This window comes from Rhodococcus sp. KBS0724 (assembly GCF_005938745.2).
In the GTDB taxonomy this organism is placed as follows: Bacteria; Actinomycetota; Actinomycetes; order Mycobacteriales; family Mycobacteriaceae; genus Rhodococcus_F.
In genome coordinates, this window is the sequence record NZ_VCBX02000001.1 from 1147177 (window position 1) to 1165062 (window position 17886).

General features: G+C 60.3%; 16 protein-coding genes, 5 tRNA genes and 1 riboswitch. Of the genes, 12 read left to right on the plus strand and 9 right to left on the minus strand.

Annotated elements, in window-relative coordinates; all coding sequences use genetic code 11:
- Window positions 1-19: 19 nt before the first annotated feature.
- Complete coding sequence (locus FFI94_RS05295; protein ID WP_397495551.1) at window positions 20-895, minus strand: LysR family transcriptional regulator; 876 nt, start codon at window positions 893-895, stop codon at window positions 20-22.
- Window positions 896-996: 101 nt separating this feature from the next.
- On the opposite strand from FFI94_RS05295, the gene FFI94_RS05300 reads away from it, so the two are divergent.
- Window positions 997-2226, plus strand: coding sequence for an MFS transporter (locus FFI94_RS05300; protein WP_138872066.1), 1230 nt, complete (start codon window positions 997-999; stop codon window positions 2224-2226).
- A 46-nt stretch (window positions 2227-2272) separates the two neighbouring features.
- On the opposite strand, the gene FFI94_RS05305 is transcribed toward FFI94_RS05300, so the two are convergent.
- Together FFI94_RS05305 and FFI94_RS05310 are read right to left on the minus strand one after the other, a co-directional pair.
- Window positions 2273-2851, minus strand: coding sequence for a DUF937 domain-containing protein (locus FFI94_RS05305; RefSeq protein WP_138872067.1), 579 nt, complete (start codon window positions 2849-2851; stop codon window positions 2273-2275).
- Window positions 2852-2951: 100 nt separating this feature from the next.
- Entirely contained in the window at window positions 2952-3398 is a 447-nt protein-coding gene (locus FFI94_RS05310; protein WP_138872068.1) for a hypothetical protein, read from the minus strand.
- Between the two features lie 120 nt (window positions 3399-3518).
- On the opposite strand from FFI94_RS05310, the gene FFI94_RS05315 reads away from it, so the two are divergent.
- Entirely contained in the window at window positions 3519-3911 is a 393-nt protein-coding gene (locus FFI94_RS05315; RefSeq protein WP_138872069.1) for an MmcQ/YjbR family DNA-binding protein, read from the plus strand.
- A gap of 33 nt (window positions 3912-3944) precedes the next feature.
- The gene (locus tag FFI94_RS05320; RefSeq protein ID WP_138872070.1) at window positions 3945-4529 is read left to right on the plus strand and encodes a hypothetical protein; all 585 of its coding nucleotides are present in this window, start codon (window positions 3945-3947) and stop codon (window positions 4527-4529) included.
- A 54-nt stretch (window positions 4530-4583) separates the two neighbouring features.
- Here FFI94_RS05320 and FFI94_RS05325 read toward each other — a convergent pair whose 3' ends face one another.
- Window positions 4584-5057: a DUF4334 domain-containing protein gene (locus FFI94_RS05325; RefSeq protein WP_138872071.1), complete on the minus strand. Its 474-nt coding sequence runs from the start codon at window positions 5055-5057 to the stop codon at window positions 4584-4586.
- A gap of 122 nt (window positions 5058-5179) precedes the next feature.
- Between FFI94_RS05325 and FFI94_RS05330 the strand changes: the two genes are divergently transcribed.
- Complete coding sequence (locus FFI94_RS05330) at window positions 5180-5746, plus strand: TetR family transcriptional regulator (RefSeq protein ID WP_138872072.1); 567 nt, start codon at window positions 5180-5182, stop codon at window positions 5744-5746.
- 69 nt (window positions 5747-5815) lie between these two features.
- Here FFI94_RS05330 and FFI94_RS05335 read toward each other — a convergent pair whose 3' ends face one another.
- The 4 genes from FFI94_RS05335 to FFI94_RS05350 all read right to left on the minus strand — a co-directional run bounded on the left by FFI94_RS05335 (window position 5816) and on the right by FFI94_RS05350 (window position 8619).
- Complete coding sequence (locus FFI94_RS05335; protein ID WP_138872073.1) at window positions 5816-7012, minus strand: PrsW family intramembrane metalloprotease; 1197 nt, start codon at window positions 7010-7012, stop codon at window positions 5816-5818.
- On the minus strand, window positions 7012-7683 hold the full coding sequence (locus FFI94_RS05340) for a hypothetical protein (RefSeq protein WP_138872074.1): 672 nt from the start codon (window positions 7681-7683) through the stop codon (window positions 7012-7014). Before FFI94_RS05340 ends, FFI94_RS05335 begins: the two co-directional genes overlap by 1 nt.
- Window positions 7684-7897: 214 nt before the next feature.
- A tRNA-Lys gene (locus FFI94_RS05345) sits at window positions 7898-7970 on the minus strand.
- A 214-nt stretch (window positions 7971-8184) separates the two neighbouring features.
- Window positions 8185-8619, minus strand: coding sequence for a MarR family winged helix-turn-helix transcriptional regulator (locus tag FFI94_RS05350; RefSeq protein WP_138872075.1), 435 nt, complete (start codon window positions 8617-8619; stop codon window positions 8185-8187).
- A 417-nt stretch (window positions 8620-9036) separates the two neighbouring features.
- Here FFI94_RS05350 and FFI94_RS05355 point away from each other — a divergent pair, with 417 nt between their 5' ends.
- The 5 genes from FFI94_RS05355 to FFI94_RS33555 all read left to right on the plus strand — a co-directional run bounded on the left by FFI94_RS05355 (window position 9037) and on the right by FFI94_RS33555 (window position 11314).
- Window positions 9037-9690 (plus strand): TetR/AcrR family transcriptional regulator, encoded by a 654-nt coding sequence (locus FFI94_RS05355; RefSeq protein ID WP_138872076.1) that lies wholly within the window; start codon window positions 9037-9039, stop codon window positions 9688-9690.
- Between the two features lie 111 nt (window positions 9691-9801).
- Window positions 9802-9874: transfer RNA gene (locus tag FFI94_RS05360), tRNA-Glu, on the plus strand.
- A 136-nt stretch (window positions 9875-10010) separates the two neighbouring features.
- Window positions 10011-10084 (plus strand) — tRNA-Asp (locus tag FFI94_RS05365).
- A 70-nt stretch (window positions 10085-10154) separates the two neighbouring features.
- A tRNA-Phe gene (locus tag FFI94_RS05370) sits at window positions 10155-10231 on the plus strand.
- 1013 nt (window positions 10232-11244) lie between these two features.
- Window positions 11245-11314, plus strand: a tRNA-Phe gene (locus tag FFI94_RS33555).
- Window positions 11315-11740: 426 nt separating this feature from the next.
- Here the strand turns inward: FFI94_RS33555 and FFI94_RS05375 are convergent.
- The gene (locus tag FFI94_RS05375; RefSeq protein WP_185993127.1) at window positions 11741-13132 is read right to left on the minus strand and encodes an MFS transporter; all 1392 of its coding nucleotides are present in this window, start codon (window positions 13130-13132) and stop codon (window positions 11741-11743) included.
- A gap of 272 nt (window positions 13133-13404) precedes the next feature.
- Here FFI94_RS05375 and FFI94_RS05380 point away from each other — a divergent pair, with 272 nt between their 5' ends.
- From FFI94_RS05380 to FFI94_RS05390, 3 genes are all read left to right on the plus strand, one after another.
- Window positions 13405-15036: an ABC transporter substrate-binding protein gene (locus FFI94_RS05380; protein WP_138872079.1), complete on the plus strand. Its 1632-nt coding sequence runs from the start codon at window positions 13405-13407 to the stop codon at window positions 15034-15036.
- Window positions 15037-15216: 180 nt separating this feature from the next.
- Window positions 15217-15309, plus strand: a riboswitch (SAM riboswitch).
- Between the two features lie 4 nt (window positions 15310-15313).
- A complete protein-coding gene (locus FFI94_RS05385) occupies window positions 15314-16393 on the plus strand; it encodes an LLM class flavin-dependent oxidoreductase (RefSeq protein WP_138872080.1) in 1080 nt (359 codons plus the stop codon).
- Between the two features lie 29 nt (window positions 16394-16422).
- The gene (locus FFI94_RS05390) at window positions 16423-17817 is read left to right on the plus strand and encodes an NtaA/DmoA family FMN-dependent monooxygenase (protein ID WP_138872081.1); all 1395 of its coding nucleotides are present in this window, start codon (window positions 16423-16425) and stop codon (window positions 17815-17817) included.
- Window positions 17818-17886: the final 69 nt, after the last annotated feature.

Sequence of the window (17886 nt, forward strand, 5' to 3'; positions counted from 1 at the left end):
TTGGCTGTACGTGTGAGTTTCAGGACCACGTATTTTCGCGGACAAAATCACGGAAATCGCGCGCTGGCCTCGATAATTCCCGATTTTCGGTCCACACGAGCCCGATTTTGCGCGTAGCGCCGGCTAGGGGAACAAACACGATTCCCTCCGCCCAGATGGGTGGATCTTGGATCGGCATGACGGCCACGCCCAGGGACGCGGACACCAGCCCGCCCACAGTTGCCAGCTCACTGCTCTCGAAGATGAACTCCGGTGTGAACCCGGCGGCAGCGCACATCTCGTCGAGAATTCGCCGCATGCCGAAGTCCAACTGCATTCCTATGAACTGCTCACCCGCAGCCTCGGCCAAGTCGAGCTCGGGTAGGTCGGCGAAGCGATGTCCGAGCGGAACGGCAAGGGCAAGTTTCTGCTGCGCTATCTGCGTCCACGAGAGTCGAGGGTCTTTCGGCTCTGGCGAGATGACCGCAAGATCGGTGTCGCCGGCAGTGACGCGGTCACTCAGGAACTGCGCGCGATCCTGATGGAGCTCGAACCGAACCCCCGGATGCTCCGTTCGATATGCCCGAATCATGCGCGGGATCAACCACGTTCCGAACGAATGGAGAAAATCGAGTCGTACCGTCCCGGTGTCGGGACCGGCCAGGGTGTCGATCTGGCGTAGCGCGGAATTGAGTGTGGTCAGCGCGCTGGTTGCGTGTTCGTACAGGATGCGACCGTATCGATTGAGGGTGAGCCGACGGCCGTGTCGGTCGAACAGCGGTACGCCGACGTCTCGCTCGAGTCGTGCGAGTTTGCGGGAGAGCGTGGGCTGCGACAGATGGGTGATATCCGCCGTGGCCGTGACCTGTTGGGTTTCTGCCAGCACGACAAACCACTCGAGGTCGTCCGTCAACATCACAGGTGAACTCTATATGTGAAATGGGAATGTAGAACACAAAAGTTATGCATTTTCTTTTGTTGGCCTTGCGGCGGAAGATTCTTGCCGGAGGTCATTTGATGAGCATGTCGGTAGAAATCAGCGCAGGGACCGAAGTCGGCGCAGCGTCGTACCGTCGGGGAACTGCCGGATACCGCGCGGTGACTCTTGCGCTGTTTGCGGCGGGATTGACGACGTTTGTGTCGATGTACTCGGCGCAAGCACTGCTGCCTGCGTTTTCGCACGCATTCGGAGTTTCACCCGCGGTATCGGCACTGTCCGTGTCGGTGACCACGGGGATGGTGGCATTGGCAATCATTCCGGCGAGCGCATTGTCCGAACGATTCGGGCGGACCCGCGTCATGATCTTCTCGGCAATCACGTCGTGCGTGATCGGTCTTCTGCTGCCACTGAGTCCGACTATCGAGATTCTGTTGGTAGGCCGAGCTTTCCAAGGCGCTGCGCTGGCGGGAATTCCGGCGGTTGCCATGGCGTATCTCGCGGAGGAGATCGACCCCAAGGATTTGGGCGGAGCGATGGGGCGTTACGTCGCGGGCACCACCGTCGGCGGATTGATCGGACGATTGATCCCGGCCGCAGTCGTCGACGTAAGTTCGTGGCACTGGGCACTTTTTGCGGTGGCTCTGCTCTCGACGGTATTCGCGATCGTCATGACCCGGGCCCTGCCGAGGTCGCAATTCTTCCGGCCGCAGCCAGTGTCTGCGCGGCGATTGGTCTCGAATCTGCGTGCCCACCTTGCACACTCGGAGATGCGTACACTCTTCGCTTTGGGATTCATCATGATGGGAGCCTTTGTTTCCGTCTACAACTTCCTCGGGTTTCGTCTTGCTGCAGTGCCTTTCGGGCTTTCCGAAGCGATTGTGGGACTGGTTTTCCTGTTCTATCTCGCGGGAACCGTGACATCGACCGTGGCAGGTGCGCTCGCGGACAGAGTGGGACAACGGTGGGTGTTGCTGGGTTCCGTATCGGTGACAGTGCTCGGTCTTGTGTTGACCGTCCCAGACAACCTTGTGCTGACACTGGTGGGGATATTGCTCTTCACCGGAGGGTTCTTTGCCGCGCATTCCGTAGCCAGCGGCTGGGTCGGCCGGCTTGCCCGAGCCCATCGGGCTGAGGCGTCGGCGCTCTATCTGTTTGCCTACTACGCCGGTTCATCCGTGGCGGGTGTCTTGGCAGGTTCGGCCTATGCGGTAGGCGGTTGGAATGGCGTCAGTGTTTTTGTCGCGTGTTTGCTTGTCGTGGCAATGGGATTGTCGCTGAGAATGTTTCGGGCCACACGAGTTGGCTGACGTCGGTTGCGGCGACTCTTCGGTCGCCGCAACCGGCGCTATCTGCTTACTTCTTGCCGCCGCCGAGGAGTCCGCCGAGCAGATCGCCGATGCCGCCGCCACCGGAGCCGCCGAGGAGCCCACCGAGTGCTCCGCCGATGCCGCCGCCCGAGTTGCCGCCGCCGAGGAGTCCGCCGAGCAGATCTCCGATTCCGCCACCAGCAGCCTGCGTCTGCGCGCCCGAACCCCCGCCGGTGAACTGCTTGGCCAGGTACGCCAACACGATTGGCGCGAGTATCGGGAGAAGCTGCTTCACCAGATCGTTTCCGCCGCCGACACTACCCAGCGTGCTGGCTACCTGATCGGTGTTGTTTCCGAAGATGTTTGCCACGATCTTCTGCCCGTCAGCGGTGTCGACCTTGCTGATGTCGATGCCGTCGTCGAGGATCGTGGTGTTGGCGTGCGACTGTAACGCGCTTTCGAGCGACGCCGCGCCTGCCTCGTTGTCGGCGTTGGCGCCGAGACCGCTGACCAGCGTGGGAAGTGCCGATTTCACAGCAGTTTCCGCGGTTGCCTGATCTACGCCGAGTTGCTGCGCAATCTGGTCGATCGGGATCTGTGAGAGAAGATCGTCAAGCGAAGCCATTCGATGCCCTACTTTTCTGGGGTCCCACTTGTCAGCACCCGGTTGATGCAGACACTAGTGAATGTTCGAGACCGTCGGTAGCTCGGATGTTGCGGAGCGATCAGCGTCGAGCATTTTCTCGGGGGACCAGACACATGAGAAGAGCAAGTGCGAGGCCTCCGACGGTCAGAATGAATCCTGTCTGATTCGTCAGGATCGTGGAGTAGTTTTCCCTGATGATGTTGTCGAATTGGTCATTGGCGCGGTAGTAGAAGGTGCCAAGAGTGGCCAGTCCGACGATCACTCCGGCCCACGCTGCGAGTCGTGAACCGAACACTGCCGCAATCAGGATCGCCACTGCAGATCCGAGAAGGAGAATCATCATGGATCGGTAGAACGGCACCGACTGATCGGCGATCTGCTCGATAACCCAGCCGGCCGGAAACCCATCTCGTAAGTCTTCGAGACGGACATCTCCAGGTTTCACTCCGGCCAGTATCGACATGAACGAGCCGACTGCAACAGCGATGCCGCAGATCAGCAGAACCACATGAACGAACGTGCGCATATCACTCTCCCGAAGGATCGGTGAACGTCTAACGCGGTCGAGATACGAGCCTAGCGACGACGCGCGTGATTTCGACAGGCTTTTCCCGGACGGTCTGAGTTGACCATGCACAATGTCACCATGGCGGACAACATGCGTCGACTCGAAGAGATCTCGCTGAGCCTTCCCGAAGCGCAGCGCGTCGACATGGAGGCGTGGGACGGGCAGCCCACGTTTCGGGTGCGTGGCAAGAACTTCGTCTTCTGCAACGCCGACGCCACGTCGCTGACGATCAAGCTGAGCAAACCGGAAGCCGAGGCGGTGGTCGCGACCGAATCACGCGCAACCGCGGCCGGGTACGGGCTGGGCCGGCACGGGTGGGTCGCCATCGATCTCAGTGGCAGGATCGACGGAGAGTACTGGGATCAACTCGAGGAATGGATCTACACCTCGTACACCTTGGTTGCGCCCAAGAAGCTGGCCCGATTGATGCTCGACGGGGATGCGTCGGGCGGTAACCCGATAGATTCGTGACAACACGTACGCCGCCTAGACGAGGATTTGGTCATGACGACACCGCAAGCACCATCGGCTCCCACAACATCGGGCATGCCGCCATGGGCGAAAAAGGCCATCACCATCGGAGTGGCGGCCGTTGTTCTGGTCATCACCTACTTCATTCTGGCCGCGTACCTTCCACGCTGGTGGTCTCAGCGTATTGCGTCGCTTGCCGACGGCAGTTTCAGTGGCGGCATTGCGTGGGGCGTGATGTTCGGACTCGTGTGTACGTTGGTTCCCCTGCTCTTCTTTCGCGCGATCTGGCAGGTGCGCAAGCGGAAACATGCGCGGCCGATGCAGATCGGCGCTTTGGTACTCGGTGTGATTTTTGCTTTGCCCAACCTGCTGACGCTGAGCATCGTGCTCGGAAACAGTAGTGCTGCGCACGCGGGCGAGCGGGTGCTCGATGTCGACGGCCCTGGCTTTCGCGGAGCCTCGGTACTCGGTGCGATCATCGGTGTGGCGCTGTTCATCGGCATCGTATTTCTGGGCTACATGTACAAGAAGCGTGGCAAGGAAATCGACAAAATGCGCGGCGACCTGAAGCAGCACGAGCCGCAGAGCAAGGGCGAGGCCCCAGCCCCCGAAATGTGAACTACCAGAAGAGAACAGCCGTGGACTGGCGGTGGCCTGCTGCGACGATACGAATCATGCTCGCTCGAGTAGGAAGTAGTAGTGCTGCCCGTTGTCGAGAACCAGCTTCGATTTTCCGTTCATGATGCCCATGAGCGTCGATTCGTCGACCTTCTTGAAATGGTCGAAGATCGGCGAGCCGTCGTAGACCATCGTCGCCGTGACTTCGCCGCGGAACTCGATGTTCCACAGGCTTGCTTCGCCGTTGCCGCCCTTGACGTCCGAGTAGAGGTTTCCGTCGTCGTCTCGGCAGATCAACGGCTTTGCGTCGTCGATGGAGTTGAACGTCTTGCCGTACCAGCGACTCGCCACCAGTTTGTCGTGGAGTCGGTGGCCGGTGGCGAAGTCGTCACCCTTCCATTCGCCGAGGATGTCTTCGGCGGCGACGGTGTCCAGGGCGGCCCACACGTCGTCGAGTTCTGCAGGCGATACACCACTTTCCGCCTCGCGGAGCCGGGTGAATGTTGTGCGTGCCTCGTCAAGATTCATGATTCTCCTTGTGTGGGGCAGAAGTGCGTCGAACAGTTCGCGAACCAAGTTGTTCGCCAACTCTGGACGCTACGCCGAACCGGGTGGTTCGGCAACGGGTCGATTCGTTCTAGGCTGTGCACATGCGCTCAGCCGGGGAAGCCACCAGGGACCGCATTCTCGCGGCCGCGAAGGACGAATTTGCCAGGTACGGACTGGCCGGGGCACGGATCAACCGGATTGCCGTGGATGCTCGGGCAAGCAAGGATCGCCTGTATGCGTACTTCGCCAGCAAGGAAGAACTGTTTGCAGCCGTGACGTCCGAGTGGACCGTCGAGACCACCGCAGAGACGGCGCTGCGCGGAGATGATCTCCCCGGCTACGCAGGTCGACTCTTCGACAACTACGTTGCTCATCCCGAGAACGCCCGGTTGCAGCAGTGGGCAGATCTCGAAGCGCCGGACATCATGAGCGAGAACGACATACGAAGCAAGACGCTGCAGCCTAAGATTGTGGAAATTCGCAAGGGCCAGGCGGACGGGCACATCGATCCCGGCTGGAACCCGTCGGAGTTGTTGTTCGTGATCACCGATCTGGCCAGGACGCTAGCGCTCCCGCGCGGTAACGGCACCACATCCAAGGTTTCGCGGTCGGTGTCTCAACGCCGGGAGGCTGCGGTCGAAGCGGTGCGCCGGTTGATTGCGGTGTAGCTCTGCACAGAAAACCGCCGCAGATGACGGATCCAGTCATCTGCGGCGGTTCTGTTTGTCGGTGGAGGATCAGGCCTTGATCGAAGGCTGACCGCTCCGGATTCGGAGTACTTCGGCTCGAGCGAATTCGACTCGGCCGGTATCAATTCCGTGGGAATCAGCGAGAGCGTCGGCGAGGTCTGCCGCGGCCTCGAGTACGTACTCGCGACGTTTGCGGTCGGCGTGGGTTCCAGCAGCCTTGCGGAAGGCCTTGCGTGCTTTGCGGTCGCCGGACAGCGCGGTCAGTTCGTCGCCCGTGACAACGCCGCGCTCGACCTCCGGTGCCAAGATGTCCCGCAGGAACTGACGTTCACGGGGAACTGTCATGCGAAACACGCGGACCACGATGGTCAAGGCCGCGGCGATCATGACGACGAAGAGCAGAAAGAGAAGCACAGTCTTGCCCTGTGACAAGGCGCCGGCAGAATCCCACAGGCCGTGCAGCACCATCGCGGTAGCCATCAGTATGAGACCGCGTCCGACGCGCCGTGGTTCGGCTGGACGCCCCAAGAAGTAGACCAATCCGGCGCAGAAGATCGCACTGTAGAGAGTGTGCGCTGCGACTCCGAAGATCATGCGGAGCATGATCGTCGACATGGCTGCGCCGACCGGATCGGCTCCGAACTGCGACGCCGCAGAGTTCAATGCGTAGAGAACGTCTTCGAAGATCTGGAAGCCGAGTCCGATGAACGCGCCGAGTATGAAGCCGTCGAATGCGGTGCGTACCAAGCGCGAAGCCAGTGCGATGAGCAGGAGCAATCCGACGCCCTTGGCAATTTCTTCGGTGAACGGGGCCGTCAAACCGGCGCCCCAGTCCGACGCCCATGCCTGTCCGAACGTCTTGGCGTACAAGGCGAGTATTGCGTCGTTGGCGTTTGCTGCCATGACCCACGTAGCAGCGAAACTTCCCCAGAAGAACGCAGTCACGATCAGTTTGACCGGCTGGCGTGCATACCGATCGATGTGGTGGGTGAACCACCAGAAGACCGCTCCGTACACGCCGAAGAGAACGATGGAGAGGGCTATGGCATCGCCGTAGGCCGCTGCGGAGGCCGAGAGCATGGAGAAGAGCTTGAAAGCGCCGCTCACCACCAAGAGTAGGTACACCCAGAAGGCTGCGTTGCGCGGTTGATAGAAGGCGAAAGAGCGTCCCCAACCGGAGCTTTCGATCGCGTCGATACGAGCGGTGATCAGGTCGCCGGTCGTCTGTACTGCGGGAGCGGTCATCACTTGCCCTCTCCGGTTCGGTGACTGATGCTCACGATCATGTGAGCGATGTCGTCGGTAATTGCCGGTGCCACGTCGCTCGGGCCAGTGGACACCACTTCGATGCCCTTGCCGTCGACGACAAAGGCTGCGATCACACCGTCCGTGGTCGAATTCGCGTAGCTGGTCAGAACGCCGCGGATGCCGCTTTCAGTGGTGATTGCGGAGGCGTCGTCGCTCACCCGCAGCGACTTTTCGGTTGCGAGCGCATCCGAAGTCTTCTTGATCTGTTCCAGGAGGGCATTCGCGTCGCCGGAGAAAGGTGCTGTGTACACGGTGAACATCGCGCCCCCGTTCACGAGTGTTGCGCGAGGAGGGAACGAACCAGTTACCGGAGCATCCGTCTCACGGACGCCGTCGGTGATTCCCCAGCCTGTCGCAGGAACGAAGGTGATGCCGTAGTTGAGTTCCATGACATCTCCTGCGACGACCGGGTCGTCGTACGAGACAGCGTCATTGATCGCCGGGATGACGATGCTCATCATGATCGCGATGGCCAACACTATGGCGGCCGGGAGAATGGTCGTGCGATCGAGACCGAACCAGCGTCGGTCAACCGGAACCCAATGGTCATCGGGTTCGTAGTGCAACGGGAGTGGATCTACCAGCGCTTTCGTATCGGTCTCAGACATCTGTGCCCTGGCTTCTGTTTGGTATTTGTGTCGAGTCATTCGTGCACAACAGTTTCCGCCACGTAGTGCTGAACTGAGATGCTGGGTCGAGAGCGAACCTGAGGACTGAACCTCACAGGCCTTAAAGTACCAAAACGGAAGTTTCGGATTGAAAGCTCGGGCGAACAAAAAACAGCCTGACACTCTCCGAAAAGATGTGTCAGGCTGCTGCCTGTGCCCCCAGTAGGACTCGAACCTACGACCTGCGGATTAAAAGTCCGTAGCTCTACCAACTGAGCTATAGGGGCGCGGCGCAGAGTCTAACCAGACCGCGAAGCAGGTGAAAACACCGCCCCCGTCAAAGGGGTGATTCCAGGATCTCGATAACGCCGCCGGATCGGTGTCCGTCGCCCAGGCATCCGAGGGTGCGATGCACGCAAGGGTCGGTGGTTGCGAAGGGGAAATGAGGTGAGTATTTATGCAACAGAAGATATTTGAGTGTTAGGGGCGTTCGCCGGACGACTAGGGGGGTGGATTATTCGAATTTCCGACCCGGCGCAGGATTCGGCCGGCGATCAGGAGGAGGTCACGTTCGGCGTCTGTGCACTCCGCGTGGACGGCTTCGGTGAACCATCTGTTCCTCACGCGGCGATCGTTGTGGAGTGCGGACGCGCCGGCGTCGGTCAGATCGATGAGGTGTGCCCGACCGTCGGATGGATCGGATCGCCGGCTTACCAGACCCCCAGCTTCGAGTGTTGCAACCGTTTTGGCGATCGATTGTGGCGTGACACGCTCGAGTCGCGCGAGGGATTTGGCCGTCATGGGTCCGTGGCGGTCGAGATGTCCGAGGGCATGGACGGCAGTGGCGCCGAGGTGGGGCCCAACCCGTTCGTTATGTAGACGTCGTGCAAACACGCCGAGGTCTTCCGCTAGTGCGTCGATCTCGTCCTGGGTCATTACGGCTCCTCGGCTGCTTTAATATTAGACAGCCTAACTGTGTAGTTGATTGGGAAGTGTCTGATTTTCTTGCACGTATTGTGAACAAATAGTATCTGTGGTTGTTTAATCTTCAGGGCTCGATGGCGAGGTCTCGGTGTCGTGGGTGGTGCTGCACCGGCTCGAAAAAGAAGAAGCTCGGATGCGCACCCCCTGTGCCGCACCCGAGCGGCCAGAACGATACCACCCGGTGTGTTCTGAAGTGTGCTTGCTTTTTCGGTGTCATTTGATCGAATGACACAACTAGTACTTTTGGTGGGTGTTGCGTTAAGTCTTACGCGGCGAATCCGGAGGGGATATTGTGAGCTTCCGGGGGATTGTGGGTGTCGCAGGCGGCACCTTTCGGATATCGACTCGGCGAGAGGCATAACACCGCATATGGCACGTCAACAAGAGCGTGCGCGGCGTACCCGCGCCGCCCTGGTCGAAGCGGCTGCAATTGAGTTCGCCAAGCGCGGTTACGCGGCAGCGTCGGTGAACACGATCCTTGAAGGCTCCCGTGCAACCAAGGGCGCCATGTACTTTCATTTTCAATCGAAAGAAGAGTTGGCAAGAGCGATCTTGACCGGCGCGATGGAGATGTTCACGGACATCACCGATCAATGGTCGAAACGGACGGACCTTGATCCGTTCCAGCTTCTTCATGGTCTTGTGCTCGACATCGCGACACTGTTTCGAACCAATGTGGTCGTGCAGGCGGAATTCAGGCTGATCATCGAACCGGAGTTCTACGCCGACGTGAAGTCGGGTGCAGGTCAGGTGTGGGGGCGCTCGGCATTCGAGTTGGCGACGCGCGCGAAGGCTGAAGGTTTGTTGCGCGAGGGCGTCGAGCCTGAGAAGTTCACGCGAGTCCTAGCGTCAGGCCTGGCGGGACAGCGGTACATGGCAGATCTGACGGCACAGAGTGGCGACCTCGCGCTCTGGTTCGAGGAATCGCTCGAAGTCCTGCTCGAAGCGATGGCGAGTCAGGATTGGCTCGAGAATTTTCATCGTGAGGGATGGACGGCTGTTGAGTCCTACGTGCGGGAATAGTGCCATTTTTGCTCGCTGACCTGGCGATTTGAGTTTTTCCGGTGCTGTGTCCTAAGCTATCCAAGCTCCCAAGGAACGACGCAGGGAGCACTGCTCGGAGTGATCCGGCGCGCCCCCTTCGTCTAGCGGCCTAGGACGCCGCCCTTTCAAGGCGGTAGCGCGGGTTCGAATCCCGTAGGGGGTACGTTTTGCGAAAGCGAAACGATGCAGTATGGTTTGACCCGCACGACACGCTTTGAGTTGCAGAAATGCCCAGCTAGGACAGTGGTTTGGGAGCAGCGAGAAGATGTAGTACGGTTTCACAGCAAGGAAAAAAGCAAGGCCCTGTGGCGCAGTTGGTTAGCGCGCCGCCCTGTCACGGCGGAGGTCGCGGGTTCGAGTCCCGTCAGGGTCGCAAAGCGTTGTTCTCAGTCTCCGGATTGAGAACAACGCAATGCGATAGGCATTCGGTTCGGGTGCCGTCCGGCCAGGTAGCTCAGTTGGTACGAGCGTCCGCCTGAAAAGCGGAAGGTCGCCGGTTCGATCCCGGCCCTGGCCACCATCAAATTGGAAAGTCCTCACCACTGGTGGGGGCTTTTTTCGTTTCGGTTCAATGGCTGTCTGTCGACATCGATCGCTCTTCCATTTTGGATTGTTGGCCGCCGTGTACCGATCGGTCAGTGTGTCAAGCGCGGCGGCAACCCGATCAAGATCGTAGTCGTACAAATCGGCATATGTGTTTGCTGCCACAGTTATTTCGGGTCGGGGCCAGACTCGCGCAGGTATGCCGTAGATCGTGGATTCGCGTGTCTTGGCCTAGGCGGGTCACTTGCTGTCGCCATCTCGCCGCCCGGACCCAGTTTTGCGCCCGAGTCGTGCACCGCGGGGCGAACAAATCGCTGGCTCACCGCGTGGCCTACTGCCAAGCCGGGAGCACCACGTCACCTTGGGGGCCGCAGGCCTCAACCAGCGTGTGAATCTGAGGTGTGGTCAAGTATCCATGGGTGGTGCACGGTAGGGGTGGAGATCGCGTGGAGGCCGCCTGATTTTTGGCAACTTGGCCAGATTCAAGAGCATGATCGATACACATCTTCAGCGCCGAATGGGTCCATCGAACGGTGCGGGACTGGCGGCTGCGGCTATCGAGATTTCGCCGCAATCGGCTGAGTGGATCATTGCCAAGCAGCAAGCGCCCGCGCAAGCTGTGATGCGAACGCGCCCGCCGGTAGCGAGCCTGACCATCCGCCTGTGTACCGCGCTTGACTGGCCGGTGAGCAGTGCATCGAGACCAGTGAGGGATGATGCGACGAGTTCGAATGAAGTCGGTGACGGTCAATTCTGTTGTGACAAAAACTTTTTCAAGGCCGTAGTAGTATCAGAGTCGACCTGACCTTTTCCGGGGGCGCCCCATTCTCCCGGAACTGTGTGCTGATATTCCTTGTCGGGCAATGAATGTGGGGAATTGTATTTGGCTCCTGGAATGCCGCGTGGGGGAGGAACGGGCCATGGGATCTGGCATGGTGCGTCCGACGCGTCCAGGTCGACATTTTTGCGACCTACTCGTCTTGAGGGAACAGGGTTGCCAGCGATGGTGGTCCATCCGAAAAACGGAAGGTCGCCGGTTCGATCCCGGCCCTGGCCACCATGATCATTGAGAAAAGGCTCCAACTTCATGTCAGAGAGCATGATGTTGGAGCCTTTTTGCAGTTCAGTGACTATTTCCGTGCGACGATCTTCCGTTGATCATTCGCCGAACCCCGACTTTCGAGAATACGGAAATAACAATCGAGTGAGTCGTGCCAGTGCACCACGCCGACCCGTGGTGCGGTCCAACTCTGGTGTAAAAACTTGTGGTTCAGCCCCTTTCGGTGAACGTACCTACTCGGCCACGTCTGTCCACATCGAGCACTGAGCACTATCAAGGGACGCCCTCATCGGTCTGCCCGCAATAGCCAGCGAGTTGTGGTGACAGAACAGTGCGAACTGCCGGGAAGCTCGACACTTCGAATCCTGGTGAGGTATCGATCGACCGCATTGAAAAATCGGCGACGTGCACAGAATCTTCGCCGTCTCAGGACAGGGCGCGGCCCGACGTTTTCTGTCCCAAAACCACCACAACAGCGATCGCGGTGGCCAGTAATGCAACGAGGCCGAGGAAGATCTGCGCAAAACTAACCCCAGCCGCGGACAGGTAACCGATCACGATTGGTGTGCCGATGGCACCTATCCGGCCAACCGCGGACGCCGCGCCCATGCCTGTCACGCGGATCGAGGTCGGGTAGAGCTCGGCGGTGTAGGTGTAGTAGACGGCAGCCACTCCGTTCAGGAATGCGGCGAGCAGTGCTGCACCTACAAGCAGCATCGCTTCACTATCGGACAACGCCACCAGCAGGGCAGAGCCGGTTGCACCTAACACATAACCGGCGATCAACCATTTGCGTTCCAGTCGATCGATGAGCAATTGCGCGACGTAGTAGCCGGGGATCTGCGCGATCCCGACCACCAAGGTGAACAGGAACGACTTGGTGATTGTGAATCCTTTGTCCGTCACAAGCAGCGTTGGCAGCCAGGTGGAGAATCCGTAGTGGGCGCCCGTCAGCGCGAACCACAACAGCCACAACATCAGTGTCGTGCGTGCCATTGGCCCGGCCCACAACTTCGTCAACGGCGCAAACATGCCCCCGGCACTGGCGTTGGACCGCGTTGGTGCACTCGTCTGGGTCTGCGCGGTTTCAGTGAGAGCCTCGGGATCGACCTCACATTTTCGTTCGAAATCCTCGATGATCGCGGTGGCTTCGGCGATCCGCCCACGTGAGAGGAGGTATCGGGGTGACTCGGGCATGCTGCGCCGCCACCAGAGAAGCAAGACTACGGGGAGTGCTGCGATCACTGCCGCGATCCGCCAACCGGTTTCGGGGTGGGGTGCGATCACCACAGGCGCCAATATTCCTGCCAAGATGTAGCCGAGCGCAAGGAAACTGATGGTGCGGGCGACGAATCGGCCACGGACTCGTGCCGGCAGAAACTCGGAGATATACGGCGCGATCAAGGTGGCCTCCGCACCGAGTCCGATGCCGGCGAGTATCCGCCAGACAAACAGTTCGGGAACCGTCGTCGATGTCCCTATCAAGAGACTGCAAAAACAGAACACCAGGAGCGCGGTGAGCATCATTCGCCGACGGCCGAAGCGGTCCGCCAAGACACCGGCTAACAGAGCGCCTATCAGGTAGCCGACGAAAATCGACGACAGCAGCCACCCCGCTGTGCTTTTCGGGATGTGCCAAACCACGATCAGTGCTGAAAGCGCATAAGTCATGAGCGCGCCGTCGAACGAATCGAAAGTGTAGCCGAGTCCACCCATCAACATCAGCTTGCGATGAGGGCGTCCGGGCTTGAGTCGATCGAGGCGGAGCAGCAAATCGTCCTCATTCGAGACCGCACGTGTAACGGGCAATTCGGTCAAAATTCCTCCAATCGACGGGAATGTCGTCGGCAACGCTAGCTGCATATAGGGCGTTCTGCAATACTTGTTGCACAAAAATTATGAGTTTGCTCACCACTGAATTGGGGCTTGACCGGCCTCGGTAAGGGTCAGGCTCGAGTGCCTGGATCCGTCCGTTCAGGTGAATGTCCGGTCACCGGGAACGTGCTGTGCGTCACTCCGCCTGGAACTTCACTATTAGCTGGTTGCGGCCGATCCCTGGCCGCGTCTACTGGAAGTGAGGTGGAATCTTCGTGTCGCACTCGAGATCCCGACGTATCGGGAAATTCAGCCGTACCGCAGTTGCATTGATCGGAGCCGGCGTTCTGCTTGCCGGGTGCGCAAGCAATGACGACGGCAACAGCACTGCCGACGGTGATACCGGATCGGCGTCGATCGTCACCGGGATGATCAATGAACAAGGCGATGCCGGCACTCCGGTCGCAGGCGGAACGCTGACGTACGGCGTGCAGGTCCTCGCGTCATCCCTGGACCCGACAAAGGTTGCGGCACGCGGCGGTTCCGGCGGCGAAGCGCTGGCAGCTGTGTACGACGTTCTGGTGAGCTACGACACGGCGACCGGAGAGTTCGAACCGAAGTTGGCCAAGTCCCTCGACACCAACGACGACGGCAAGACCTGGACCCTGAAGCTGCGTGACGGCGTGAAGTTCAGCGACGGAACCGCACTCGACGCCAACGCCGTCATCGCGAGCATCGATCGGTACAACGCGGGCAAGGGCAACGGCGCAGAACTGTGGCTGGCCTCGGTTGCCTCGATGCAAGCCTCGGATGCCGCTACCGTGGTCTTCAATCTGAACAGCCCGTGGATGCGTTTTCCGTCGATGCTTGCCCTCGGCCACGGAATGATCGTCGCTCCCAGCTCACAGCAGGGTGACAAGTTCACCGCTGTTGGTGCCGGACCGTTCACCGAAGGCGTGTTCAGCCCGAGCGTCGAGCGAATCTTCAAGGCCAACCCCGCCTACTACGGTGGTGCTCCCAAGCTCGAGCAGCTTCGGATGGTTGCACTCAACGGCCCGCAGGCCAATCTCGAATCGCTGAACAGCGGTCAGCTGGACGTTGCCTACATTCGTGGTCTGACGTCGGCGATCAACTCCGCCAAGTCCGCCGGCTACCCCGGTTACATCGACGTACTCAACGCCGGCAGTGCGGAGATCATCAACAACCGTGCGGGCCGTCCGGGTTCGGATGTTCGTGTCCGCCAGGCTATTGGTTACGCACTGGATCCGGAGCTGATCGACCAGCGCGCCGAAAACGGTGAAGGACTCCCGGGATCGGAGCTGTTCGGCACGACGTCACAGTGGCACGTCGACACCCCCGGGATCGCATACGACCCCGCCAAGGCCAAGGAACTTCTGAGCCAGGCCAAGGCCGACGGATACAACGGCACGCTCAACTACATCGTGCTCAGCGAGCCGAAGGACCATGCGATCGGTTTGGCTGTGCAGTCCCTGCTTCAGGCCGTCGGGTTCGAGGTGAACCTCATCCTTGCGAACAATGCCGGCGACATCGTTCAGAACGTCTACGTCAAGAATGATTTCGACCTCGCTCACGCCGGTATCGGTCTGTACGAGTCGATTCCCGATCTCGGTCTGTACTCGACCACCAACAGCACCTCGAAGTCCAACACCGCGGGTTACGCCAACCCCGCTATGGATCAGTTGATCGCTGATCTGCAGCAGACGAAGGACAACGCGTCGGCGCTGGCCGTGATCAGCAAGATCCAGACCCTGTGGAACGAAACGGTTCCGTCGGCTCCGGTCGGTGGTTTGGCCTCTTTCTGGGCTTGGCAGAAGAACGTGCACGGTGTGGTTCCGACCGCAACGGGCATCATGTTGTTCGACCAGGCATGGATGGGCGCTAAGTAGCCCTACGCGCAACCCGGGAGCCCCGTCCGACGTGAGTCGGGCGGGGTTTTGTCGTGTCCAGCCCGATAGCGTGAACACGCAACCCTTTCGATCATCGTGATTATTTTGAAATATGTTGCTAGTCAAGGTAATTCGAATGATCGAATTTGACTTGCCTGTCGTGGTCGACATAGATTGCAGTCACCATCCAGAGTGGCCGAGAGACCTGGCTCGACGACGCCGCAGCAACCCCCTTTGTTCGAGTGTGGGTGCTACCGCCAGGACCGATGGAGGACGCATGACTGTATTTGCCGTGGGTATCGAACTGGACGGCGAGGGTACGCACCCCGCTGCCTGGCGTCGGAGCTCGTATCGCCCGGACCAACTGCTCACGGGTAAGACTCTGCGTAACCGTGTCGCGGCCGCCGAGAATGCGGGCTTCACGTTTGCGACGTTCGACGATTCCATCGTGCCGCCGGCCGGTGACGTGGTCGGCCGTATCGACGCCGTCTCGAGGGCGTCGTACGTTGCGGCCACTACCAGCGCGATCGGGCTGGTCCCGGTTGTGGGCACCACGTATGCCGAACCGTTCCACACGTCTTCACAATTGGCGACGCTCGACTATTCCTCGCGTGGACGCGGCGGCTGGCTCCCTGTGCCCGTCGAGGACGAGGCCGCGGCCAGGGCCTGGGGGAGGGTGCCGGTGTCGACTGAATCGGCACGTCGGCAAGAACAACGAGATTCGATCACCGTCGTGACCGATCTCTGGGATTCCTGGGAGGACGACGCCGTCGTTCGCGATTACGCCAGCGGTCGGTTCCTAGAGCGGGATCGTCTGCACTACGTGAACTTCGAGGGTGACACGTTTTCGGTGAAAGGTCCGGCAATCGTTCCGCGGCCACCGCAGGGGCAGTTGGTGGTGTTCGGACGATACGGCGAGATCGATCCGCGTCAGGCGGATGTCGTTCTTGTTTCCGGTGATTCGGTCGAGGCAATCGCACGGTCAGCGGCGAATGCGCGCGATGAGGGCGCGTCATTGGTGATCGCCGAAGTCGATGTGGCCTTCGATACGCCGAATCTGTCTGCGGCGCAGCGACTGGCCGAACTGAATTCGCACGGTAAAGCCGTGGAACGCAGCCGCCTGATTCTGGCAAGCGACCCAGTGGCTTCGACGGCGCAGTTGAAGGAACTGGCCGGGTACCTCGACGGTGTTCACTTCCATCCGCTCGTGATCGACGAGGACCTTCCGGTGCTGGCGAAGTTCGTCCTGCCGGCCTTGTCCAAAGACGGGCTGACGCGGCGTCCGGTCCCGGGTTCGACTCTGAGGGGCAACCTCGGCCTGGAACGGCCCGTCAATCGATTTGCTCATTCCTCCTGACTTGACTTCGCGCTAAGGATATTTCGGCTATGACTGCATCACGCTCCGCCGTTCCTCGACCCGACGCTCATGTTCATTTCGGCGTCTTCTTCCAAGGTGTCAACCACACCACCATCTGGTCCGATTCCGCCAGCGGATCTCAAATCGACTTCGAGACCTTCCGGCGGTTGGTTCTCACCGCCGAGCGCGGGCTGTTCGACGCGTTCTTTCTCGGTGAGGGCCTGCGCCTTCGTGAGCAGAACGGCAAGATTCTCGATCTCGATGTCGCCGGCCGACCCGACGCGATAGCGCAACTGGCCGCCCTGGCCGGTATTACCGACAAGATCGGGCTGGTCGCGACGCAGAACACCACGTACAACGAACCTGCCGATCTCGCGCGCCGACTCTCCGGCCTCGATCTTCTCTCCGACGGCCGGGCGGGGTGGAACGCGGTGACCACCGACAACGCGTGGACCGGCGAGAACTTCCGCCGTGGCGGTTTCCTCGATCACTCTCTGCGTTACGAACGGGCTGGACAGTTCATCGAAACTGCACGGGCACTGTGGGATTCGTGGGCAGATGGCGCGATCTCGAATTCCCGCGCGTCCGAGAACTGGTCGGCGCCGGGTGCGGTGAGCGAAGTGCGCAGGCAGACTTCGCAATTCGACATCTCCGTGACGCCGACGCTTCCCCGGAGTAGGCAGGGGCACCCGGTCATCTTCCAGGCCGGCGATTCGCCGAGCGGGCGAGATTTCGCGGCAACGCATGCCGACGTCATCTTCTCGCGTCATGGAACGCATTTCGATGATGCGCTCGATTTTGCCGAAGACATCCGTGCGAGGTTGCGGGCAGCGGGGCGGCCCGAGGACGATGTCAAAATCCTCCCGGGTACCCAGATTGTGCTCGCGGAGAAGGAGTCCGAGGTCGAGGAGAAGGTCCGGTGGGTTCTCGAAGGTCAGTACACCGGACAAACAGCACTGTCCCTCGTCGGGTTGGTGTGGGGTAAGGACCTATCTGATCGGGATCCGGACGGTCCTCTGCCCGAGGAAGATCCGGTTGCTCGGCCGGTGTCCGAGACGAGGGGAGCGGCCCGCGACGGCAACGACCCCATCGCGATCGCGCGTGAATGGCGGGCTCTCGCCGAGGCGAAGAACCTGTCGTTGCGTCAGGTTGCCATCGAGACATCGCAGCGATCCGGTTTTGCCGGAACCCCCGGTCAGGTCGCCGATCAGTTGGTGCGCTGGGTGCGTCACGGAGCTTCGGACGGATTCAACATCTCGCCGTACCTGGTGCCGACCGGTCTTGACGAAATCGTCGACTGGCTGATTCCGGAGTTGCAGGAGCGCGGGGCCTATCGCACCGAGTACTCCACCTCGACGCTGCGTGGGCACCTCGGTTTGCGACCGCCGCTCACGCGTCGCGCCGCATCTGAAGCTGCGGGGTAACGGGTCCTGTCCCACACGGTCACGGCGGCGCCCGAATCCACTCCGCTCGATTCGGCCGTCCGCCTGGAA